Consider the following 21,991-nt stretch of genomic DNA (forward strand, 5'->3'; position numbering starts at 1 on the left):
GATTCCTCTCTCAGAAATACTTCTTATTCCCCCACAAATTGCTCTTTTTTAAATCCAGATATTCATTGTAGGCCTTTTCCAAGATCTGCTTTTCATTGGAAAACTTCAGAAGATGATACGCTTCATGGAACTTATAATATCCTGAATCAATAAAATATTCTTCCCGCTGTGGTTTACTGTAATAGCTGTCGGCCATCATTAGATACCAGTGCACATCTTTTTCCACCATATCCTGAGGCGTGTTAAAGGAGTACTGGCTCTTACCAATGTATTTGATAATGGACGCACTTACCCCTGTCTCTTCCTTTACTTCCCGGAGAGCCGTCTCTTTATACTCTTCACCCGCTTCTACTGTTCCCTTTGGCAAAACCCAACCTTCATACTTATTTTTATAATTCTTATATAAAACCAGAATTTTACCTCGAAAAATAACCACACCGCCACAACTCGTTGCTTCTATCATTGCAAATCCTCCAGAGTGAAACCGTAACTCCCTTAGGAAGTTCGGTTTTGGTGTGTCACACAGACTGGCTTTAGTATACCTCTTTTTGGTCTCATATGCAAGTGCGTAATCATTGAAAACAGATATCATTATCTATTATTGTCTGGAAAAATACAAATCAAAAAGAGTTCTGGCAATGGGAGCCGCCGTTTGCCCGCCGGAGCCGCTCTCCTCCGCTATTACACTGATAACCACTCTTGGCTGCTCTGCAGGAGCAAACCCAATAAACCACGCATGGGTCTCCTTGCCTTTTTCAAACTCTGCCGAACCAGTCTTTCCGGCTACCGTATAAGCATCGGTCCTAAGAGCAGAGCCGGTTCCTGACCTTACCACGGCCCCCATAAACTCAGTAAGATCAGAAGCTTCCACCGCAGTCATAAGATTTCCGTAGGACTGCGGAAGGAATTTTTTAATCACATCTCCTCCCGCGTTTTCCACATGGTCAATGAGATAAGGCTTCATCAGGGTTCCCCCATTGGCAATAGCTGCAACGATCATTGCATTATGAATGGGTGTTATCTGGGTCTGTCCCTGACCGATGGCGGTTTGAAGGATCTCCCATGTATCTGCCCCGTATTCCATGGAATAAGAACTTTTGTTTCCGGCAATGGGCAAAGGCAGATCCGTATTAAAAAGAAGCTGGTCCGCCGTGTTCTTCCATTTATTTAGATTCAACTGCAATCCGAGGTTGGAAAATGCTCCGTTGCAGGAATTTGCAAATGCCTGCTCCAGATTCTGATGCCCATGAGCTGTCTCGTGGTAACATCGGATGGTATAGTCCGCATTTTTATAAATCCCATTGCAGTCAAAGATATAATCCCTGTAATTGGCTGGATTTTCCCTCATGTATTCCAGAGCCGTTACCAGCTTAAAGGTAGAGCCTGGAGGATATAGACCCTGAGTAGCGCGGTTTAGCAGTTGTCCCGAGTTGTTATCCTCCGCAACTAGATTGCTCCAGTCCGCAGCCAAAGTATTGGGATTGTAGTCCGGCTTGGACACCATGGCAAGAATCTTCCCTGTATCCGGCTCCATAACAACCACCGCTCCTTTCCGCTTTCCAAGAGCATCAAAAGCCGCCTTCTGGAGGTCCACATCAAGGGTGGAAAAAACGCTGTCACCTGGATTTTTTAAACCAGACCATTCATTTACTACCTGCTCAATGAGATTTACATGGCTGGTAAGCAGGTAAAAATTGGACAAGGCCTCCAGTCCGGTCTTACCATTGGTGGAATAACCCACCACATGAGCAAAAAGGGAGTCATATGGATAGACCCTTGTTTCCTTCCCTTCTCCATCTACCTCTGTCTTGGCAAGAACTCTGCCGTCACTGCTGTAAATCTCCCCTCTTACGACCCGGTCGGCAAAACTGTCGAGCCTGGCGTTATAGGAATTGTTAATCACACTGTCACTTCTAAAAAGAAGAAAATAGCCAAAATAAACCCCTAGCCCTACAAAAAGTAGTACGACCCCATAGGTAAGCATCAGAATATGACGATTTGCTTTTGGATTCGGATTAGCCTTCATATTTATCTTCTTCCTCTTCATTGCGTTTGAGTATATAAAGTCCCTGGATTATCCCAAAGATGATAAAGGTGCTGAGGATGGAACTTCCGCCATAACTGATCAGGGGAAGCGTCACTCCTGTGGAAGGAATGAATTTCGTCACCCCTCCTACGGTTAGAAATACCTGAGTAATGTAAATAGTTCCAAGACCAAATGCAATCAGTTTATAAAACACTGCCTGCATCTGGCTGGCTATCATCATAAACTGTAAAAAGCATCCCAGACATATGAGAAGGACGCACAGAGCAAATATCCCTCCCAGTTCTTCCGAAACTGCAGAAAAAATAAAATCTTTTTCAACCACCGGAATCTTTCTTGGCATCCCACGGTAAAGCCCCATGCCAAACCAGCCTCCCGTTCCAATGGCAAACAGAGATTGTGTGATCTGGTATCCCTTTCCTGCAATGTCAGACCAGGGATTTAACCATGCCGATACTCTGGTTCTTACATGGCTGAATAATTGGAAGGCGAAAACGGCCGCGAAAGAACCGCCACCTGCCCCAGCCAGAAGATACCGCCATTTCCCAGTCGCCACAAAAAGCATAAAAACATAGGTAACAAAGAATAGGAGGGCACTTCCAAGATCCCTGGAAGCTACCAGTATGAGCACGTGAAGGGCCGCCGCCGCGGTCACAGTAAGAACTGTCCGAATGCTGGTTGACCGGTAAAACATGGTAGCTATAAAAAAGACATAGCTGATCTTTACAAATTCCGAAGGCTGGAAGGAATAACCGCCAATTTCCAAGGAAAGCTGGGCGCCGTAACTGCTGGTCCCGGTAATACATACTATCCCAAGGAGAAGAAGACCCACGATCCCATAAACCCACGGAATCTTGCTAAGCTGCCACACTCTGTCAATGACAAAAGGAATCACAAAAGTCACCAGGGCTGCAAAGGTAACGATAACAAACTGCTTTATGGCCCGGTCAAAAGAAAGCCTGGTCAGCATGAGAAACCCTACCGTAAGAAGCATACACATATTGTTGACAAGCAATCTGGATACATTGCGGTAAATCAGCCGGTACAGGATCAGGTAGCTGAAAAAAAACACTACCTGGGCCGCATAAAACACCAGCATCTTTTCATCCCCTGTTTCCAGCCAGATGATCAAATAGGCCAGCAGATGAATGAGAAACATGACAAAATTCTGGCGTCCGCAAATTTTTCTCTTCTTGATTTCATCCGGAAGAGAAAAAAATCGAAAATTAAAATATGTGTATAATGCAATTAAAAGTATCATCAGATATCTGGATACATCTATAATCAGATTAATCATATGTTACCTACTCCACACCGCGTTTGAAATGACCTCTAGTGAATTCTTCAAACGGCAACTTGGCTTCTCTTCCATAAAGGAATTCATCAGAAAAGCATTTTATCACCGCCTTCGTCTGCGCTTTGTCCTCCGTAGTGAATTGAAGCCGTATGGAAGAAGGGGCTAATCCCTTCACAGCCTCCCAAAGACCAAGGAGCGAGACGGCCGCCGAATTATAAATGGTATTATAACAGAACGTGCAGTGGTTTTTTACTGGAAAGGATTTTCCCTTCCGGTCCTTTAAAGACAAAACAACGGTGGTCCTGTCGCACTGCTCCAGCCCCTGATGAAGGCACTGGGCGGTCACCATCATGGGAAGGCGGCCATATACCAGTAATTCCCCCGGAACCTTTAGTTTTCCCAATTCCCGGCTGTTTAATTCCACCGGCCAGGTGAGTTCATCAGCTCCCAGATTTTCCAGCATTTCCTGGGCATAATTATTCATTCCATACATGCCAAAATCAAATATCAGGCGGCTCTTGATCCCTTTATCCTTTAGATAACCAGTCTCTTCCAGGGAACGGATCAAATATCCGTCGAAGCCCGCCCCTTGCAGTTCTGTTAAATGTTTATCAAAATACTGTTCTGCAAAATTACGGAAGATATGAGGCATGGTAAGCATGCATTCTTTTCCTTCCTGATGACACGATTCTACGGTTTTCCTCCATATTTCCGGTTTAAATTCCGCGGCATCAATATAAATTCTTTTCACCTCCGGGCTGGCTACTGCCTCTTCAAAACAATCCGGCCGCTCCAGCGAGATGGTAAGGGCCGGTCCTTCCCAAGATGGTTTCCGGCTATAAACAGACTCATTACAATCCTTTACCGGCTTAAGAACCCTGTCCTTTTTGAACTTCTTAAGGATCTCTTCCTCTAACGCTTCCAGCCCCCGCCTGCGAAGCTCATTGAGAGCCTGGACCGGCAGAAATACATTTCCCTTTATTTTGATATCAAGATTATCAAAGTAAAAAGGGGTATTACCTGTCTTGTCTATTTGCTTTCTTACCTTTTCCTCTGTAGCCGGCTGATTCTGAGCCGTCTGCACCAGTTCTCCGGTAACAGAAGCATGATGGCCGCATGCACTTAACTGCAGAAAGGCATTCTTCCCCTCTTCCAAAAACACGGTCCCTGCTGCCGGTTCCTTCCACTGTATTTCTACGTAATTCTTATCCAGATAATCAAATAGCTGCTGATTGCCTTCCCGAAAAGCAGGCTTTTCCTTCCAGACCACCATATCCCTTCCGTTTTGCCTTTTATAATAACCGTCGGTCTGACCGCCCCTGTCAAAAAGATCCAAAAGAGCTTTCTTATCCTGCCCATCCACCCGGTATCCTTCTCTTCCCTTCGCCAGATAAAGATCAACATATTTACGGTAAATGCTCACTACTCCGGCCGTATACCTGGGACTTTTCATCCTTCCTTCGATTTTCATGGAGTAGATTCCGGCTTCTATCAGATCCGGTAGAATATCCAAAGTACTCAGATCCTTAAGGCTTAGGCAATAACGATCATCTTTTCCTCCCAACCCCTGCGCCTCCCGGTTCACCTCATAGGGCAGACGGCAGGTCTGGGCACATCTTCCCCGGTTCCCGCTTCGTCCTCCTATAAGACTGCTGAAGAGGCACTGACCGGAATAGCAATAGCATAACGCGCCGTGTACAAAGCTTTCGATCTCTATATCCACCTGATCCCGGATTTTTTTTATCTCTTTTAAGGACAATTCCCTGGCAGTAACCACTCGTTCCGCTCCAAGATCTTTTAAAATCCTGGCACCATAAACACCAGTAATGGTCATCTGAGTGCTGGCATGAAGGTGGAGTCCTGGAAAGTGTTCTTTTATAAAGGCAAATGTACCAAAATCCTGTACTATAACTGCATCCAGACCCTGCCTGTAATATGGAGCAAGATAATCATAAAGCTCATGTAATTCCTGCTCTTTCATCAGAGTATTGACGGTCAGGTAAAGCTTCCGCCCATGAAGGTGGACGTAATCAATGGCTTCCAACAGCTTGTCCTCTCCGGGATTTTCCGCAAAGGCTCTTGCCCCAAACCTGCTTCCGCCCATATAGACTGCATCGGCGCCAGCGGCTACCGCAGCTTTCATACTTTCAAACGATCCTGCCGGAGCAAGAATTTCAACTGCTTTCTTCACATGTTCCTCCTGAATTACTTTCTATTGTCCATGGATTTTAACCTATCTCCTTATGGGCTTCCTCTCTATTGACCATGGTGATTGGACATGGTTTACGCCGCATTCCCGGGAGGAAAGGGATACCCCGGGGGACTTTCCCCTTTATTGATGAAAGAGAGGATGTCACGGCCCTGCCGCCAAACATCCCCTCCCGTATTATTCTTTCTTACCGGAATCCACAGTTTTCCTGGCTTCCGCCAGTTCCAGCTTTGCTGATTCAAGCTTCATCTGGGTGGCCACAAGCTCGTGCTTTAAGCTATAGGTTTCTTTTTCCATCTCCGTTTTTTGCTGCTCCAGTCTGGCGATCTGGTCCCTAGCTTTAAAATAATCATCCGCCATATTTAACTGTATCATAATATTTTGATATTCTGCGCTCTGTTTCGAAAATCCTTCCTGATGCTTTAAGGTTAGAATCATCTCATTGATGTAACTGGCCAGGCGCTGGATATAACTTTCCTCTTCACTTCCGCCCAATGCATAAATCTTGCCATCTATCAAAACTTCTGTATTGCGTTTGGAATCCATTCTGTTCTCTCCCTGCTATCATTTGCTCTTTTTTACTATAACATATTTTGCACAGATAGGAAAGTTCTAAAATTCAGGCAGATCATGATCCCATGGGGATCCCAAGATGTTCATATGCCCGCTCCGTTGCAACGCGGCCCCTGGAGGTGCGGTTGATAAAACCGTTCATCAGAAGATAAGGCTCATAAACATCTTCCAGGGTTCCGGCATCCTCTCCCAGGGAAGCTGCAAGAGTATCCAGCCCTACGGGGCCGCCGGCGAATTTCTCAATCATTGTAGTAAGGATGGCCCTGTCATTACAATCCAGACCCAGCTTATCCACATCCAGGATATCAAGGGCAAAATCTGCCACTTCCTTTGTAATGGTACCGTTGTATTTTATCTGTGCGAAATCCCGCACTCTTTTTAACAGCCGGTTTGCCAGCCTGGGAGTTCCTCTGGAGCGCTTGGCAATCTCTGCCGCCCCTTCTTCTTCGATCTCCACCTGGAGGACCCTGGCCGACCGGCAGACAATGATCTTAAGCTCCTGAGGCGTGTAAAACTCCAGTTTTTGGACCACACCGAACCTGTCTCTTAAAGGGGCAGTCAAAAGTCCTGCCCTGGTAGTCGCCCCAACCAAAGTAAACTTAGGAAGATCCAGCCTTATCGATCTGGCGGAAGAATCCTTTCCAAGCATGATATCTATGGCAAAATCCTCCATGGCCGGATACAGAACCTCTTCCACCTGCCGGTTTAAGCGATGGATTTCATCGACAAACAGTACGTCCCCCTCCTGAAGATTGTTCAGTATGGCGGCCATCTCCCCAGGCTTTTCGATTGCAGGTCCTGATGTGACCTTCATATTAACTCCCATTTCATTGGCGATAATTGCCGAAAGGGTGGTTTTGCCCAGACCGGGTGGCCCATAAAATAAAACATGATCCAGGGATTCACCTCTTGCCTTGGCGGCATCGATATATACTTTTAAATTGGTCCGTATCTTCTCCTGTCCAATGTACTCTTCCAGGTATTTTGGCCTTAAGTTCGGTTCAATCCTTTTATCTTCTTCTGTTACCTCTGTGGTTATAATTCTACGTTCCATCTCTGCCTTTACCCGTTATTCTATATGAATGCCAAATGCTTTAAGGAAGCCTTAAGCACATCTTCCACTGTCATGGACTCTGTTACTTCCACCTGACGGACCGCCCTGCCAGCCTCAGCTGCAGAATAGCCAAGAGCTGTCAGTGCCTCCAGGGCTTCCTCTGTTACCCCGCCGGACAAAATAACCTTGTCTGCTGACTCCGTAAACCCGGAAGGAAGAATCTCAGCCAAATCTATTTTATCCTTTAAATCCAATATGATCCTTTGAGCCGTCTTCGCCCCGACTCCCGGTGCTTTGGAAATGGCCTTGGCATCCCCGGAAATAATAGCTCTTCGTAACTCCTCAGGCCTTAAGGCAGAAAGAATTCCCAAGGCACCCTTAGGACCTATCCCATTAACGCTTATGAGCTGCTGAAACATCTGCAGATCCTGGCGGTTTAAAAAACCAAAAAGGCACATGGCATCCTCTCTTACCTGAAAATATGTATACAGTTTTATCTCAACCCCGATTCCCGGCAATTTTTCAAGTACAGATAAGGGAGCATGTATCTCAAATCCCACGTTCCCGCTTTCTATTACAACGGTATCTTCAAATATTTCGGCCAGAGGCCCCTTTATAAAAGAAATCACTCCGTCTTTCTCCTTCTAACGGTAATCCACAAATTTATTCCATGGCCTTTATCATAGCATACTGCATGATGTTATGCAAGCGGATGGTCGAACAAATATTCTGTTTCCGTTGACGGACCAACTCCTTTCCGCTATAATACTGAAGAAGGACACACCTGCAGTCTCACCTTTAGACCCGGTAAAGCGGAGTGGCCCCCGTCCTGAAGACATGGACACGAATAAGGAAACACCCTTCGGGTATACCTTTATGTCCTGAAGACATGGACACGAATAAGGAAAGGGCGGAATCATTCATGATTACCTTACAGAAAACCATAGCTTTTCATGAAACATATGCCTTTGAACGGATCGGCAGACATGAAGATCTGCTGTTTTTTGATATAGAAACCACTGGATTTTCCGGGGAGTATTCTATGCTTTATCTCATTGGCTGCGTTTATTACAGGAACAATTGCTGGAATCTGATCCAGTGGTTTGCAGACACACCGGATTCGGAAAAGGAGCTGTTAGAGACTTTTTTTGTTTTTTTAAAGGATTTTACAGTAATAATACATTTTAATGGGGATGGTTTTGATATTCCCTATCTTTTAAAGCGATGTCTTGCATATGGCTTGACTTATGATTTTTCCGGCGTAGAAAGCCTGGATATTTACAAAAAAATACGCCCCTACCGGGGGCTTCTCGGTCTTTCCGCAATGAAGCAAAAATCTATTGAAGAGTTTTTAAAAGTAGAGAGGAAGGATCTGTATTCCGGCGGGCAGCTGATCGAGGTTTATAAGGATTACCTTGTTTCCCATAACAAATATTTATTCGATCTTTTAATATTACATAATGAAGATGATTTAAAAGGAATGCCACTGATCCTTCCCATATTAAATTACCCGGACTTTTTGGAGCACAACTTTTTTCTTGAACATCAGGAGCTTATATGCCGGGAAGACATCTTTGGCCGGGAGTTCCACTCCTTAAGGCTTTCCTGTAAAAACGGTTTCTCCGTTCCCATTGGATTTACAAGATCCAATTCCCTGGTTTCCCTGGAAGCAGAAGGAGAATGCCTGACAGTAACGATTGATCTGTATGAGGGGGAGTTAAAATATTTTTATCCGGATTATAAGAATTATTATTATCTGATTTACGAAGATAAGGCCATACACAAAAGTGTGGCAGAGTACGTGGATAAGGAGGCCAGGATAAAGGCTACGGCCAAGACCTGCTACACCCGCAGAAAAGGATGCTACCTTCCCCAGTTTACCCCTCTGTGGACACCATGTCTTCAAGCGGAATTCAAGGATAAAATTACCTATCTCTCTTATGAACCGGATTTTTTTGAAGATGGGGAAAAGCTTTGCCTATATATCCGTCATCTGCTGGATATCCTTCGCCGGTAATACAAGAACTTCCGGCCAGGCTTTAAAAGCCTTTTCCACTTACTGTCTTCTAATATTAGTTTTATTCATTTATGTTTTTTCAGGATTGCATTGATTGCCCCCCATCCACATGAAGTACTTGGCCGGTAACAAAGGAGGAGTCATTACTTGCCAAATATACATAAGTAGGAGCAAGTTCAACCGGCTGCCCTGCCCTTTTCATTGGTGTATCCGAACCAAAGGTTGGGATGTAGTCCGCTGGCCAACTGGCCGGCTGGAGCGGAGTCCAAATTGGTCCTGGTGCAACCGCATTGACTCGAATGCCCTTTGATACCAAAGAGCGGGCCATTGCTCGCGTAAAGCTAACAATTGCACCTTTCGTACTGGAATAATCAATTAACTGGTCATTTCCAACATATGCAGTTATGGATGTTGTGTTAATTATGGTGCTGCCTTCTTTTAGATAAGGCAGAGCTGTCTTTGTCATAATGAATATTCCGAAAAAATTCACCTCAAAGGTTAAGACCATCTGTTCTACGGAAATGTTTTCAATGCCGCTTTGCGGAAATTGTACACCTGCATTATTGACCAGCACGTCAAGACTTCCGAAAGCAGAAACAGTTTCAGATACGGCATTTTGACAAAACATTTGATCCCGGACATCTCCTGAGATCAAAAGACATCTTCTCCCCTGTGCTTCTATTAAGGTTTTCGTCATCTGTGCATCATCGTACTCATTATAAAAAACAATACTTACATCAGCACCCTCTTTCGCAAATGCCAAAGAGACCGCTCTTCCAATTCCGCTGTCACCTCCGGTCACCAGTGCCACCTTATCTTTCAGTTTCCCTGTTCCAATATAATCCGGATTGTCAAAAACAGGTTGGGGAACCATGAGAGTCTCCAGCCCTGGCTGTTCTGACTGGTGCTGGGGCGGAAACTGTACCGGTACTTGATTGCATACTTCTTTATAGCCTAAGTATGGAAAATAATCAGCCAATTTTAATCTCCAATGAAAAATCTGTTAATTACTATATATTAACCAAAGGAAAATCCTGTTACAGTTTTTAAAGGGAATGGGCAATTACTAAAATCCTTTAATTTGGTGGTTAGTAATCCCCCTTTTTCAATAAATGCCTGATGTAGAAAAATGTCTTTTTTTCTCCTTCATTCTTTAACATCAGGAGCAGTTTTTCCAGCAGCTTCCTTGTCTCAGGGGCAATGACCATGTAGTTTTTTGAATGTATATAATACTCCCATGGCGATGCATCGGTGTAATTCTTTCCTTTATAGGTTTTCGATGCTGCAATCCGGTCCATCATCATCTCAATAACATATTTTAAAGGCATTTTATGCCCCACCAATCCTTTGGACATGTCAGTGGTGAAATCAATCCAGTATTCATAATGATGTTTATTGCGGCCCTTATGATGAAGCCATGCTTTCGAAAAGCCCTTGTCCTCCCGCTCCGCAGCGTTGGGGCTTCTGTTTCCCTGATAATAAAGAACGCCTGGAAGGAATTCCTCAAGACTGTATTTTGACAGATCATGAAGCAATCCCTGCTTAATAAGACCCACACGAAAACAGTTTTTCATGACTCTGGCTTTGTGTATATGAATGGTGCAGAAATGCCCCCAAAAATTCGTTAGTTTCATTGCTTTCCCCTTTTCATCCTTGCAGAAGAATCTTTTCCCATTTTACCACAATTTTCTCAGTTTTTACCACTTATTTTCCCTTAAATTTGCCAAAGACATTAATTGATTTTTAAAACGGAAAACGTTTGACACCTTCCCCTTTTTATGCTATTCTTAGGGAGGTTACAGATATCCTGTAACAGTACAATTTTTTATTCATTTTGGAGGTATCATAATGAAAGGTACAGTTAAGTGGTTTAACAACCAAAAGGGTTACGGATTTATATCCGACGAACAGGGTAACGATGTATTTGTTCACTACTCAGGTCTTAATATGGATGGTTTCAAGTCCTTAGATGAAGGCGCTGCTGTAGAGTTCGATGTCGTAGACGGAGCTAAGGGACCACAGGCTACAAACGTTACCAAAATATAATCATTGACTCATCAGTGTACCTTTTTTCAATATACAGGAAGAAGTTATATTGTTTCACATGATTACGATTAGAGCCATCCAATTGGATGGCTCTTTTTGATGAGGCCGCCTTATGACTTATCGCGGAGCCGATTTAAATCTTCTATTGTAAATTCGTAATTTTTATTACAGAAATGACAATTCACTTCAATGCTTTTTCCTTCGTCGATCATTTCCTGAAGTTCCTTTTTTCCGATGCTGATCAAAGCTTTTTCCACTCTTGCCTTATCGCAGTTGCAATGGAAGCGGGTGGTCTTGTGCTCCATCATTTCCAGGCCAAACTCTCCCAGAATATGCTCAAGGATCATCTCCGGAGTATTTCCCTGATCCAGCAGCTCAGTAATCGAGGTGATCTCTCCCAGTTTTTTCTCCAGGCTTTCGATCATTGTCTCAGAAGCTCCCGGCAAAAGCTGGATAATAAAACCGCCGGCCTGTTTTACGGTGTTGTCCTTATTCATTAAAACGCCCAGTGCCACCGATGATGGGGTCTGTTCTGAAGCAGCATAATAATAAGTAAGATCTTCTGCAATCTCTCCCCCTACCAATATGGTCTGTCCCACATAAGGTTCCTTCATGCCGATATCCTTTATGACACTCAATACCCCCTCTCCTACTGCCCCGCCTACATCAAGCTTTCCGGCCTGGCTGGGCGGAAGCATGACACCAGGATTGTATGCATAGCCTTTTACATCTCCTTTGGAATCCGCTGTCACTGTAAGACCCTCTATAGGTCCGCTTCCCTGAATTTTTAAGGTTAGTAAATCTTCATCCCCTTTCATCATGACACCCATCATGCTTCCGGCAGTCAAAAGCCTGCCTAAAGCCGCAGTAGCCACAGGACTTGTATTATGAGCCTGTCTTGCCTGCTCCACCAGTTCTCTGGTCGTTGCAGCAAAGGCACGGATCTGATGGTCTCCTGCCGTGGCTCTGACAATATAATCCGCCATATTATTATTCCTTTCCGCATTCTCTTGCTATGATATAAATTCTCTCGCTGTTTTCCGTTACAGAAGATCTTGTAAATGCATCAAAAGCAGCCACATAGTCCATACCGGCCTCTTTTATGGCCATCTTTACCTCATCAAGGCTGTATGCTCTTTGGTAATGATTCTCCGTAAATTTCCGATACAGATCATCTTCCTGTCTTATAAACAGGGAAAGGCCGTATTCGTTAATCCTGGATTCCTTATCATAATAATTATCCCAAATAAAGCTGCACTCCTCCCGGTCCTCTGCAATGGTGGAATCTCCCATAAGGGTTTCATATTTATATATGGTGTTCAGATCAAAAATAAAAATTCCTCCTGGATCCAGATAATTATTGACCAGACGGAAAACTTCCACCATATCTACATAATCCAGGATATAGTTCATACAGTCACAGATGCTGATTACGGCCCTTACCGTTCCGTAAAGCTCAAGCTCCCTCATATCCTGCATAAGATAAAGAATGTCTTTACCTGAACGTTCCCTCTTCTCCATCGCGATCTGCAGCATGTCTCCGGAGCTGTCAACTCCGATCATATCATAACCCCGGTCCGCAAGAAGCTCCGTAAGGCTTCCTGTTCCGCAGCCTAAGTCAAGGATCAGGCCATCCATGACTCCATATTCATTCAGCAGACCGGTTACGTATTCACACCAGTCCTTATATGGAATATTGTCCATAAACCGGTCATAGACCTCAGCAAAGCTAGTGTACGCATCCATAATCGTTTCCCTTTCTGCCTTCGACTTTCCCTGGCATTCTGCCCAAATTCTAAAAACAAGGCAGGTAACTCATAAAGAGGTACCTGCCTTCCTGTCTCTTTATCCTGCCAACAAAGTAGTGTTTGATTACAAGTTGGATCCGCAGCATTTCTTATACTTTTTGCCGCTGCCGCATGGACATGGATCGTTTCTTCCAACCTTAGCACCCTTTACAATGGTCCCGGAAGCTTTCTGCTTTTTATAGAGTTCTTTTCTCTTCTCTTCCGTCAGTATATCATTCCATTGGGGAAGATTAAACAGCCACTCGGCCTTAGCCTCTACCATATTATAATACAGCTTTTCCGGGTCAATCTCTATTTTTACCACAGTCTGCTCGTCCATGGTTTCAATAGGATTTTCATATCCCTTTAAGCTTTCATTGATTCCATCTAAAAATCCGGTCATTGTCTGGATGTCTGTACCATATCTCTTGGCCAGCTCTTCCACCGTTCCCTCAACCAATTCTTCTGGCTTGGAAAGAATATGCTCATAGATTCCCTTTTCTACTTTGAAATACTCGGTCCATAATTCTTCTTTTCCTTTATCATCCAGCCCATCACCGTATGCCAGGTTTCTCCAATTTTCTAAAATAGCCATGTTCAAACCATCCTTTTGTCTGTTATTCTCGTGAAAGCAACGGGCCAAGGTCAAACAAGCTCGACTTTGGCAACCGCCCACGGAGTCAGATACCCCGTAGCTGCTTCGGAGTATTTAACTTCTGGTAGTACTCCAACAAACAGTATATAACATCTTTATCTATTTTGCAAAATGTTTTTTCTAATTTTGTAATTCTATGGTGCCAGATGATAGAAAATAATTCTGCCTGCCCTTGCCATTCTAGCCCGCCGGCTTATAACCGGTTCCTGCTTAAACCCAGAAGCTTCACCATTAAATCCACGCTTCCAACATTGTAGCCGCTGCAGCCGTAGATTGCCTTCATGCCCGGGTCCGTAACGATCAAAAGGGGCAGCTTCTCCGGGTCCACATACATTCTCCTGGCCAACGGTTCCACCGTATCATCAAAGTTTATATACCCCACCTTGATTCCGGGGATTGTTTCCAAAACCTTGCCAATGGTCCTGTTCTTTAACGAGAATTTTCCTTGCAATAGGAAAATAATCCGGGCATCCACGGAAGTTAAGGCATCTTTTTGCTCCAGCATCTCGTTAAGAACGTGCTCTGTAGGCTCCTGACCCTCGGACAGGATTGCCAGGATATTGGCCTTTCCTTCCGTAAGCACTGATGCAGGAACCGTCTGCTCTATCCCGTTTTCCTCTGACACAGTCACTTCAAAATCATCCAGTAAGGTTTCAACAAGCATATCCTCCAGGTTTCCTGAACGCAGGCGCATGGTCACAGTCTTTTCTTCATCCTTCTTTAATTCAAAGACATATTCACTGGCATTCTGATTTCCGCTGGGAAGTCGGACAGAGGTGATCAGGCGGTAAATACCTGGCCCCAGATCCAATGTCAGAACGCCGTCAGCAAACTTCAAGCCTGTGTAATCCAGAGACGTAAACTGTCCCCCATTCAATCTTCCAATGGTCCATGTCTGGTAATAGGTCCACAAACTATCCGTTTCCCCAAGAAGCACCAGTTTTCCTGACTCCTGGAAATTGTCGCTTATTATCTCATCGGCTCTAAAGATTGATACGAAGCTTCCCGCTTTATAAACCTCTGCTTCCAGGTTCACCGGATTTATCCTGGATGGAATACCCAGCGTCCGGCAGATGGCTACAAATAATATTCTTTGACTAAGCGGATTGCTTTGTAAAAGCTTAAGGCTCCCTTTCGGTGTGGAACAAATCGTCTTGTAATCCAGCTTTGGTTCAAAACTAATGTGCTGGTTTATATATTCCCAAATAGCTCCCGGATGTTTCCGGAACCCTTCCTTTTCATTGTCATTGAAAAAGTCCTCAATAAACCCCCGGTAATCCGTCATTTCCTCCAGCAATATTCTTGGACAGAGAATATATTTTTCATAGATTGCCGGATCTCCATATTCCTCCCACTCCTTGCTATAAGGAGCCGCCCCTTTTAAATGGCTTTCCAGAATGTCTGCCCTTGCATCCTTATAATCCTTTACGGACAGACTGTGAAGCAAGGCTTTGCGGTATGGATTTTGATCCTTGGTCAGGAATTTATAAATCTCGGCAAAGTTACCGGCGGATAGCCGGAGGATCTCTGCTTCTTCCGGGTACTGAGAAGCTACTTCCTTCTTAAAGTAACCGTTAATCCGGTTTTCCCGCATCTGGTTTGCTTCATGAATCCTTTTTCTGTTTCTCTCCTTTTGTTCCTTTGTAAGGATCACTGGGTTCATGGGGTAATCCTTCGGAGCCCTTACATCGGTATCTTTCCAGACATCCTTTTTTAATTTCTCTCTTTCTCCTGTTAATATCAGCACCGTCCCTACCCCGTCCTCCGGAGATATCCACGCTTCGCAGCTCAGCCCATCCTTCATGGCACGGACATGAATGTCCCCTAAGCCTATGGTAACGGAAACCTTACCCTCCCCGTCCGTATATAAGTTAACCACGCTGCAGTATTCTGCCATATTAAGGATCTCAAATGAAACATGAACATTTTCAACCGGATTTCTATCCTCATCAAGTACCTGGATTTCACAGGGCCTGGTCAGGGCATAGGTTGCCGTATCATTATAATAGACCATTAAATCATCATGTCCAAGACATTCCGCCGCCGAGTCACCGGAATAATCAGAAAAAGTCCTGGTGTGAACAAGCAGTGCCCTGGAGGAAGCATTGGTGAACCATCCTTTATCCAGTACTTCTTCCGGCTCACAGGCTCCAAGAAAATGCCACTTCCCTTCCACGTATACTTCAACCCATGCATGGTTGTCATCACAATGGGCCCATCTGGGTGTATACACTTGTCTGGCAGGGATACCCACGCTGCGGAAGGCTGTAACAGCAAAGGTGGATTCCTCCCCGCACCTGCCCTTACCGGATTTATACACAGTAACCGGCGATATGGTCCTGTTGTCAGAGGCCTCATAGGTTCCGTTTTCTGCACACCAGTAATTGATTTCAATAACGGCCTCCCTTACGGAAAGCCCTTTGACCCGGTCAATCAGCTTGTCGTAAAAAAATCCGCGGCAGTCTTCAATATTTTCCGTATTGATCCTGTAATATAAAATGTGATGGAGAAAAATATCCTCCGGGATTTCCCTGCACCATTCCATACGGTCATAAACCATGATGGAGTGCCTGACAAATCCAAGGAACATGGCAAAATCGTACTCTCCCGCATCCCGAAGCGGCATGGTCCCATATAAAAATTTCATGAGCACCTGTTCTCTGGGAGTACAGTTTCCCATGGCAGCCTCGATTTCTCCTTTAAGACCTCCCAGAAAGGGAAGTCTTAGGTCATATTTTTCCTGGGCATATCTTTGCAAATGTTCTGAAAACATGACTAAATTCTCCTTTGCGAAATCAATTAATTATGTTCTGACTCTGCCGGCAGGGCTAAAGCTACAGAATCGTAACTCCTGCTGAGTAAAGCTTACTGGAAGTGGCTTCATCCGGCATGGAGTCCGTGATTATCCCGTCTATGTCATCAAAATGAGCAAATTTATAGGAATCATTAAAATAGAATTTATCTTTTTCCATTACCAGATATTTATGCCTGCTGCTTGCAATGGCCGCCTTCTTTGTCAAACCATCTTCCACGCCTAAGGTCGTGATGGAATTATCTGTAAGATCTAAGCCGCAGGTTCCGATCAAAGCCCGGTCAAAGCTGTACTGCTTGATGATCTCAATGGCAGCAGCTCCCATAAAGCCATTGACGGTCCGGTACATGATCCCGCCGGTTCCGATGGCAGTGATGTTTGGATTGATTGCCAGCGTCTGCATGATATCAATCATATTGGTTACCACAGTCAGCCGCTTGTGAGACTTGGCAAGCAGCTCTGCCACCATGATATTTGTGGTTGAAATATCCAAAAATATGGTCTCATTGCTTCCGATAAGCTCAGATGCCTTCTGGGCAATCAACCTTTTTTTCTCAATATTTGTATCTCTGCGGTCAATAACATCCCGTTTCAGCGGATAATCCTGGGATAACAAGGCTCCGCCATAAGTCCGTTTTAGCTTTCCGGCATTTTCCAGATTCTTTAAATCCTTGCGTATACAGTCCTCTGTCACCTGAAAAAGGGTGCTTAAATCTTTTACCTTCACCATTCCCTGATCCTGAAGGATCTGCAAAATCCTGTCTAAACGCTCTTCCGTGAACATGCCTTTTCCTCCATCAGCTTCTTCGCCCGGCGTATCTGCTCCTCTTCGGTACGGAAAATATCATACTCCCCGATTCCCGGTATGCCCATATTTACATTTTCTTTTCGATAGGTCATACCACTGTCAACAATGATTTTGCCTGACATGTGAAAGCTACGGGCACCTATCTCACCCATGAGACAGGCAATGGCATCCACATTGACCCCGCTGCCGGCCATTATATCAATCCTGCCGGATGCCTGTCCGATCAGTTCTCCCAAAAGCTTTTTTCCTTCCATACAGGTATTCTGCTGCCCGGAGGTCAGTATGGTATCAGCTCCTGCCTCTATGGCTTCTGCCAGGCTTCTGTATGGATCCCGGCACACATCAAAGGCTCTGTGCAAGGTCATACTTCCCGTTCCTGCCTTTTCTCTGAGCACCTTCAGCCGTTCCATATCAAGATCCCCGTCTGGTTTTAAAAATCCCACAACGATCCCATCGGCGCCAAGTTCCCGAAACATCAGGGCATCCTCTGAAATCATCTGAAATTCATGATCTGTATACAAAAAATCTCCATACCGGGGCCGTATCAGTACGTTAATGGGAACGTCGCAGGCTTTACGTATCTGCTTAAACTGGCTCACGCCGGGGGTTGTCCCCCCAATTACCAGATTGGCACAGAGTTCCAGCCTGTCAGCTCCCCCACGTACCGCCGCTTTGGCAGATTCCACAGAATCCACACAGACCTCCAAGATATAGTTTTTCATCGTATTCTCCTAACAGTCTATATTTTATTGCCTGCATCTTACACCGCCTTATGGCATGCTGCAAAATGCCCTGGCCTGACCTCTTTCATTTCCGGTGTTTTTTCCCGGCACATTTCCACTGCATGAGGACAACGGGATGCAAATCGGCAGCCATCTTTCACATTGACGGGATTTGGTAAACTTCCCTCCAGCATGATTCTGTTGCGGCTTTTTTCCACATCCGGATCCGGAATGGGAATTGCAGAAAGCAATGCCTGAGTATAGGGATGCACCGGATCCTCAAACAGGCTCTCACTATCCGCCAGTTCCACCATTGCTCCCAGATACATGACTCCGATCCGGTCACTGATGTGCTTGACCATGGAAAGGTCATGAGCAATGAACAGATAGGTAAGCCCTCTCTTCTCCTGCAGCTCTTTCAGCAAGTTGATCACCTGAGCCTGTATGGAAACATCCAGAGCAGAGATGGGTTCGTCGCAGATCACAAACTCCGGGTCTACAGCCAGCGCCCTGGCAATGCCAACACGCTGGCGCTGCCCGCCGGAAAATTCATGGGGAAAACGGTCTGCATGCTCTTCGGAAAGCCCTACAATCTCCAGGAGTTCCAGTACTTTCATTCTCCGCTCCTGCCCGCTTAAGATTCCATGGGCATCAATGCCTTCCGCAACAATATCTATGACCTTCATCCGGGGGTTTAAGGACGCATAGGGATCCTGAAAGATCATCTGGACCTTTTTGGTAAACCCATGGCGCTCCGCCCCAGGAAAACGGCTGTTAATTTCCTGTCCGTCATATAGTATCCTTCCTTCCGTTGGCTCATACAAGTGGATTACGGTTCTGCCAAAAGTCGATTTTCCGCATCCGCTCTCACCCACCAGGCCAAGGGTCTCACCCTTATAAATTTCCAGGCTTACATCATCCACTGCTTTTAAAATCTGATTTTTTCCAACATGGAAATACTTTTTTAAATGCTTTACTTCTAGTAATGGTTTCTTATCTGCCGACATCATGATTTCCTCCTATTCTCTAAGAGCCTTTGCCCGCTCATCAAGAAGCCAGCAGCGCGCGTGGTGTTCTTCACCGCAGAGCATGTCCTCCGGCGGATATTGTCTGCAGACCTCCATGGTCTTTGGACATCTGGCAGCAAATGGGCAGCCTTTGGGCGGATCCATAAGATCCGGCGGTGTTCCCGGTATGGCTGTCAGCTCGCTTCCTTTCAGGGAAGCCTTTGGTATCGAAGCCAGAAGCCCTTTTGTATATGGGTGTGTGGTCTGGTAAAAAAGATCACGCACTCCGGCAGTCTCCACCAACTGGCCTCCGTACATTACGGCGACCCGGTCTGCAATGTTTGCCACCACCCCAAGATTATGGGTAATTATAATAATAGAAGTTTTTATTTTTTTCTGAAGGTCCTTCATCAGATCCAGGATCTGGGCCTGAATGGTCACATCCAAGGCTGTTGTCGGCTCATCTGCAATCAAGATCTTAGGATCACAAGCCAAAGCCACTGCAATCACGACTCTTTGTCTCATGCCCCCGGAAAGCTGGTGAGGGTACTGGTGAAACCTTGCTTCCGGATTGGATATTCCAACCAGAGAAATCAGTTCGAGAGCCCGTTTTTTCATCTGGGCTTTTGACATGTCCTTTCGATGCTCTCTTAATATCTCTACTATCTGCTTACCAATGGTCATCGTAGGGTTTAAAGAGGTCATAGGGTCCTGGAATATCATGGAAATATCCGAACCCCGCACAGTCTGCATCTGCCGCTCACTGTATTTTGCAAGATCCCTTCCTTCTAGCAGGATACTGCCTTCTGTGATTTTTCCGTTCTTGGGAAGCAGACCCATAATGCTTTTTACAGAGATGGATTTGCCGGAACCTGACTCTCCTACGATTGCCAGAGTCTCCTGCTCATTCAGATAAAAGCTGATCCCCCGCACTGCCCGGACAACTCCATGCTGAGTCTTAATTTGTACTTGTAACTGATTCACTTCTAATAATCTGCTCACGATGCTTCACCTACTTTCTCATTCTTGGATCCAGAGCATCCCGCAGGCCGTCTCCAAGAATGCTGAAGCAAACCATAATCAGGACGATCACAATGGCCGGAAAAATCAGTACATGAGGAAAATTACGAAGCACCTGGTATCCATTGTTGATCAAAACTCCCAAAGAAGCTTTCGGTTCCTGCATACCTATGCCGATAAAGCTTAAAAAAGCTTCCGTAAATATGGCGGAGGGAATGGTAAACATGGCATTGATTACAATGACTCCAACCGTATTGGGTATCAGATGCTTCCGAATGATCCCGTAAGTACTGGTTCCAAGCACCCGGGCCGCCAGTACAAATTCCTGATTTTTAAGCTTTAATATGGACCCGCGGACCAGGCGCGCCATATTCACCCATCCTGTAATGGAAAGGGCCACTACAATCGTCCAGATTCCCGCCGGCATGACCATCATTAAAAGAATTACGATGATCAGATGGGGAATGCCTACCAGCACTTCAATGATCCGCTGCATAACAGCATCTACTTTCCCGCCGGCCAAAGCGGAAACCGATCCGTAAGCCACTCCCACCGTCAAATCCAAAAGTGCCGCCACAAAGGCTATGAGCAGAGATATGCGGGTTCCCATCCACGTCCTAACCCATAGATCACGTCCAAACTGGTCCGTTCCAAACAGATGTACCAGAGAGGGGGTCTGATATATGATATCATAATTGGTTTCCTTATAGGAATATCTGGAAAATTCCGGCGCCAGAATTGCCAGAAGTCCGATTGTGATCAAAGTAAATAAACAAACAACCGCTGCCTTATTTTTCTTCAGACGAAGCCAGCCATCCTGAAGGGCGGTCAGATTCGGGCGGGCAATATGTTCTTTCTCTGATTCATCGACATTTGCCTTTACAAATAATTCATTCATGCTTAACCCTCCTTGCCGGCTGCCAGACGAATTCTTGGATCAATGAGGGAATATGCGATATCAACGATCAGCACCACAAAAATATAAAAAGCGCTGTAAAATATGGTAATTCCCATGATGGTGGAATAGTCATTGGCTTTAATACTGTCTACAAATAAGCTGCCGATACCCGGAATGGTATAAATATTCTCTACAGCCAAAGAGCCCGTCAGAAGATTTACCACAATAGGTCCCAAGATGGTCACTACCGGGATGATGGAGTTTCTAACCGCATGTCCCATGAGCACCTTCATGGGGCTAAGCCCTTTTGCTTTGGCCGTGACAATGTAATCCTGCTCCAGGACCTCAAGCATCTCTGTCCTGATAAACCGTGCCACCATCGCAGTGGCAGAAAAAGACAGAGCAACAGAAGGAAGAACCGAGCATTTCCAGCCGGTCCAGAATCCCACAGGCAGGATTCCCCATTTTAAAGCTACATAGTACTGTAAAAGAGCCGCCGCCACAAAATTAGGAACGGAAACTCCAAGCACGGCCATAATCATTGTGAAATAGTCGATGCCGCTGTTATGCTTCCACGCCGCAATGATTCCCAAAGTAAGGCCCACAGCCAGCCCAATCAGCACTGCCTGTATGCCGATCAAAGCGGAAGGGCCGATCCTTCCTCCGATTACGGTAGATACCTTTTGCCCGGTATAGGTAAAGGATGTTCCGAAATCTCCGTGCAGGATATTTCCCATATATTTTACGTATTGCCGGGGCAGGGACTCATTCAGTCCATACTGCTTTAAAATGGTCTGCTGCTGCTGAACGGACATCAGATTAAAGCGTTCCGCATCAAAAGGAGAGCCTGGCAGCTTCTTCATCAGAAAAAAAGTCGCTGTTACAATGACCCATAACGTCAGCGCCAGATAAACCAGTCGCTTGCAGATATATTTTATCATGCTGTGTCCTCCTTTGCATTTATATTCTCATGAGATTTTAAAAAGAGCCGTCCTCTTTCAATTTTAAAAAGGAAGGACGGCTCTTCTCATTTTACGCATTC

At 45.3% G+C, this 21,991-nt stretch carries 21 protein-coding genes; 2 read left to right on the forward strand and 19 right to left on the reverse strand.

Going from position 1 to position 21,991, the window contains the following annotated elements; genetic code table 11:
• Positions 1-10 precede the first annotated feature (10 nt).
• From CLOSA_RS11260 to ruvA, 7 genes are all read right to left on the reverse strand, one after another.
• Entirely contained in the window at positions 11-463 is a 453-nt protein-coding gene (locus CLOSA_RS11260) for an NUDIX hydrolase (protein ID WP_002603763.1), read from the reverse strand.
• 135 nt (positions 464-598) lie between these two features.
• Complete coding sequence (locus tag CLOSA_RS11265; protein WP_013272897.1) at positions 599-2,026, reverse strand: peptidoglycan D,D-transpeptidase FtsI family protein; 1,428 nt, start codon at positions 2,024-2,026, stop codon at positions 599-601.
• Complete coding sequence (locus CLOSA_RS11270) at positions 2,016-3,341, reverse strand: FtsW/RodA/SpoVE family cell cycle protein (RefSeq protein ID WP_013272898.1); 1,326 nt, start codon at positions 3,339-3,341, stop codon at positions 2,016-2,018. The genes CLOSA_RS11265 and CLOSA_RS11270 overlap by 11 nt, the downstream gene beginning before the upstream one ends.
• 7 nt (positions 3,342-3,348) lie before the next feature.
• Positions 3,349-5,484 carry a U32 family peptidase gene (locus CLOSA_RS11275; RefSeq protein ID WP_081443089.1) on the reverse strand — a complete coding sequence of 712 codons (2,136 nt, stop codon included), beginning with the start codon at positions 5,482-5,484 and terminating at the stop codon, positions 3,349-3,351.
• Positions 5,485-5,727: 243 nt separating this feature from the next.
• The gene (locus CLOSA_RS11280; protein WP_013272900.1) at positions 5,728-6,096 is read right to left on the reverse strand and encodes a cell division protein ZapA; all 369 of its coding nucleotides are present in this window, start codon (positions 6,094-6,096) and stop codon (positions 5,728-5,730) included.
• Positions 6,097-6,178: 82 nt separating this feature from the next.
• The gene (gene ruvB / locus CLOSA_RS11285; protein WP_013272901.1) at positions 6,179-7,177 is read right to left on the reverse strand and encodes a Holliday junction branch migration DNA helicase RuvB; all 999 of its coding nucleotides are present in this window, start codon (positions 7,175-7,177) and stop codon (positions 6,179-6,181) included.
• Positions 7,178-7,197: 20 nt separating this feature from the next.
• Complete coding sequence (gene ruvA, locus CLOSA_RS11290) at positions 7,198-7,806, reverse strand: Holliday junction branch migration protein RuvA (RefSeq protein WP_013272902.1); 609 nt, start codon at positions 7,804-7,806, stop codon at positions 7,198-7,200.
• Positions 7,807-8,099: 293 nt separating this feature from the next.
• On the opposite strand from ruvA, the gene CLOSA_RS11295 reads away from it, so the two are divergent.
• Complete coding sequence (locus CLOSA_RS11295; RefSeq protein WP_013272903.1) at positions 8,100-9,194, forward strand: exonuclease; 1,095 nt, start codon at positions 8,100-8,102, stop codon at positions 9,192-9,194.
• A gap of 79 nt (positions 9,195-9,273) precedes the next feature.
• On the opposite strand, the gene CLOSA_RS11300 is transcribed toward CLOSA_RS11295, so the two are convergent.
• Together CLOSA_RS11300 and CLOSA_RS11305 are read right to left on the reverse strand one after the other, a co-directional pair.
• The gene (locus tag CLOSA_RS11300; RefSeq protein WP_013272904.1) at positions 9,274-10,173 is read right to left on the reverse strand and encodes an SDR family oxidoreductase; all 900 of its coding nucleotides are present in this window, start codon (positions 10,171-10,173) and stop codon (positions 9,274-9,276) included.
• A gap of 109 nt (positions 10,174-10,282) precedes the next feature.
• Entirely contained in the window at positions 10,283-10,828 is a 546-nt protein-coding gene (locus CLOSA_RS11305; RefSeq protein ID WP_013272905.1) for a DUF5662 family protein, read from the reverse strand.
• Between the two features lie 214 nt (positions 10,829-11,042).
• On the opposite strand from CLOSA_RS11305, the gene CLOSA_RS11310 reads away from it, so the two are divergent.
• Positions 11,043-11,240 (forward strand): cold shock domain-containing protein, encoded by a 198-nt coding sequence (locus CLOSA_RS11310; RefSeq protein ID WP_013272906.1) that lies wholly within the window; start codon positions 11,043-11,045, stop codon positions 11,238-11,240.
• Positions 11,241-11,350: 110 nt separating this feature from the next.
• Here the strand turns inward: CLOSA_RS11310 and hslO are convergent, their stop codons facing one another.
• The 10 genes from hslO to CLOSA_RS11360 all read right to left on the reverse strand — a co-directional run bounded on the left by hslO (position 11,351) and on the right by CLOSA_RS11360 (position 21,890).
• Entirely contained in the window at positions 11,351-12,226 is an 876-nt protein-coding gene (gene hslO / locus CLOSA_RS11315) for an Hsp33 family molecular chaperone HslO (protein ID WP_013272907.1), read from the reverse strand.
• Between the two features lie 4 nt (positions 12,227-12,230).
• Positions 12,231-13,034 carry a class I SAM-dependent DNA methyltransferase gene (locus tag CLOSA_RS11320; protein ID WP_330362222.1) on the reverse strand — a complete coding sequence of 268 codons (804 nt, stop codon included), beginning with the start codon at positions 13,032-13,034 and terminating at the stop codon, positions 12,231-12,233.
• 78 nt (positions 13,035-13,112) lie between these two features.
• Positions 13,113-13,622: an SEC-C metal-binding domain-containing protein gene (locus CLOSA_RS11325; protein ID WP_013272909.1), complete on the reverse strand. Its 510-nt coding sequence runs from the start codon at positions 13,620-13,622 to the stop codon at positions 13,113-13,115.
• A gap of 253 nt (positions 13,623-13,875) precedes the next feature.
• Positions 13,876-16,455, reverse strand: coding sequence for a transglutaminase-like domain-containing protein (locus CLOSA_RS11330; RefSeq protein ID WP_013272910.1), 2,580 nt, complete (start codon positions 16,453-16,455; stop codon positions 13,876-13,878).
• Positions 16,456-16,516: 61 nt separating this feature from the next.
• Entirely contained in the window at positions 16,517-17,278 is a 762-nt protein-coding gene (locus CLOSA_RS11335) for a DeoR/GlpR family DNA-binding transcription regulator (protein WP_013272911.1), read from the reverse strand.
• Positions 17,257-18,024 (reverse strand): copper homeostasis protein CutC, encoded by a 768-nt coding sequence (locus CLOSA_RS11340; protein WP_013272912.1) that lies wholly within the window; start codon positions 18,022-18,024, stop codon positions 17,257-17,259. Before CLOSA_RS11340 ends, CLOSA_RS11335 begins: the two co-directional genes overlap by 22 nt.
• Positions 18,025-18,062: 38 nt before the next feature.
• Positions 18,063-19,034 (reverse strand): ABC transporter ATP-binding protein, encoded by a 972-nt coding sequence (locus tag CLOSA_RS11345; protein WP_013272913.1) that lies wholly within the window; start codon positions 19,032-19,034, stop codon positions 18,063-18,065.
• Positions 19,035-19,043: 9 nt separating this feature from the next.
• Complete coding sequence (locus CLOSA_RS11350; RefSeq protein WP_013272914.1) at positions 19,044-20,033, reverse strand: ABC transporter ATP-binding protein; 990 nt, start codon at positions 20,031-20,033, stop codon at positions 19,044-19,046.
• A 10-nt stretch (positions 20,034-20,043) separates the two neighbouring features.
• Positions 20,044-20,949, reverse strand: a complete 906-nt coding sequence (locus tag CLOSA_RS11355; protein ID WP_013272915.1) for an ABC transporter permease — start codon at positions 20,947-20,949, stop codon at positions 20,044-20,046.
• A 2-nt stretch (positions 20,950-20,951) separates the two neighbouring features.
• Positions 20,952-21,890: an ABC transporter permease gene (locus CLOSA_RS11360; RefSeq protein ID WP_013272916.1), complete on the reverse strand. Its 939-nt coding sequence runs from the start codon at positions 21,888-21,890 to the stop codon at positions 20,952-20,954.
• Between the last annotated feature and the right edge of the window lie 101 nt (positions 21,891-21,991).

The sequence above is a fragment of the [Clostridium] saccharolyticum WM1 genome (assembly GCF_000144625.1).
Taxonomy (GTDB): domain Bacteria; phylum Bacillota; class Clostridia; order Lachnospirales; family Lachnospiraceae; genus Lacrimispora; species Lacrimispora saccharolytica.

Excerpts from the sequence above, each read along its gene's own strand:
- CLOSA_RS11305 (WP_013272905.1), bottom strand. The coding sequence starts at position 10,828 with ATGAAACTAACGAATTTTTGGGGGCATTTCTGCACCATTCATATACAC.
- CLOSA_RS11335 (WP_013272911.1), bottom strand. The coding sequence starts at position 17,278 with ATGTTCACGGAAGAGCGTTTAGACAGGATTTTGCAGATCCTTCAGGAT.
- CLOSA_RS11260 (WP_002603763.1), bottom strand. The coding sequence starts at position 463 with ATGATAGAAGCAACGAGTTGTGGCGGTGTGGTTATTTTTCGAGGTAAA.
- CLOSA_RS11270 (WP_013272898.1), bottom strand. The coding sequence starts at position 3,341 with ATGATTAATCTGATTATAGATGTATCCAGATATCTGATGATACTTTTA.
- CLOSA_RS11280 (WP_013272900.1), bottom strand. The coding sequence starts at position 6,096 with ATGGATTCCAAACGCAATACAGAAGTTTTGATAGATGGCAAGATTTAT.
- CLOSA_RS11325 (WP_013272909.1), bottom strand. The coding sequence starts at position 13,622 with ATGGCTATTTTAGAAAATTGGAGAAACCTGGCATACGGTGATGGGCTG.
- CLOSA_RS11265 (WP_013272897.1), bottom strand. The coding sequence starts at position 2,026 with ATGAAGGCTAATCCGAATCCAAAAGCAAATCGTCATATTCTGATGCTT.
- CLOSA_RS11355 (WP_013272915.1), bottom strand. The coding sequence starts at position 20,949 with ATGAATGAATTATTTGTAAAGGCAAATGTCGATGAATCAGAGAAAGAA.
- CLOSA_RS11345 (WP_013272913.1), bottom strand. The coding sequence starts at position 19,034 with ATGATGTCGGCAGATAAGAAACCATTACTAGAAGTAAAGCATTTAAAA.
- hslO (WP_013272907.1), bottom strand. The coding sequence starts at position 12,226 with ATGGCGGATTATATTGTCAGAGCCACGGCAGGAGACCATCAGATCCGT.
- ruvB (WP_013272901.1), bottom strand. The coding sequence starts at position 7,177 with ATGGAACGTAGAATTATAACCACAGAGGTAACAGAAGAAGATAAAAGG.
- CLOSA_RS11360 (WP_013272916.1), bottom strand. The coding sequence starts at position 21,890 with ATGATAAAATATATCTGCAAGCGACTGGTTTATCTGGCGCTGACGTTA.
- CLOSA_RS11310 (WP_013272906.1), top strand. The coding sequence starts at position 11,043 with ATGAAAGGTACAGTTAAGTGGTTTAACAACCAAAAGGGTTACGGATTT.
- CLOSA_RS11295 (WP_013272903.1), top strand. The coding sequence starts at position 8,100 with ATGATTACCTTACAGAAAACCATAGCTTTTCATGAAACATATGCCTTT.
- CLOSA_RS11340 (WP_013272912.1), bottom strand. The coding sequence starts at position 18,024 with ATGAAAAACTATATCTTGGAGGTCTGTGTGGATTCTGTGGAATCTGCC.
- CLOSA_RS11275 (WP_081443089.1), bottom strand. The coding sequence starts at position 5,484 with ATGAAAGCTGCGGTAGCCGCTGGCGCCGATGCAGTCTATATGGGCGGA.
- CLOSA_RS11330 (WP_013272910.1), bottom strand. The coding sequence starts at position 16,455 with ATGTTTTCAGAACATTTGCAAAGATATGCCCAGGAAAAATATGACCTA.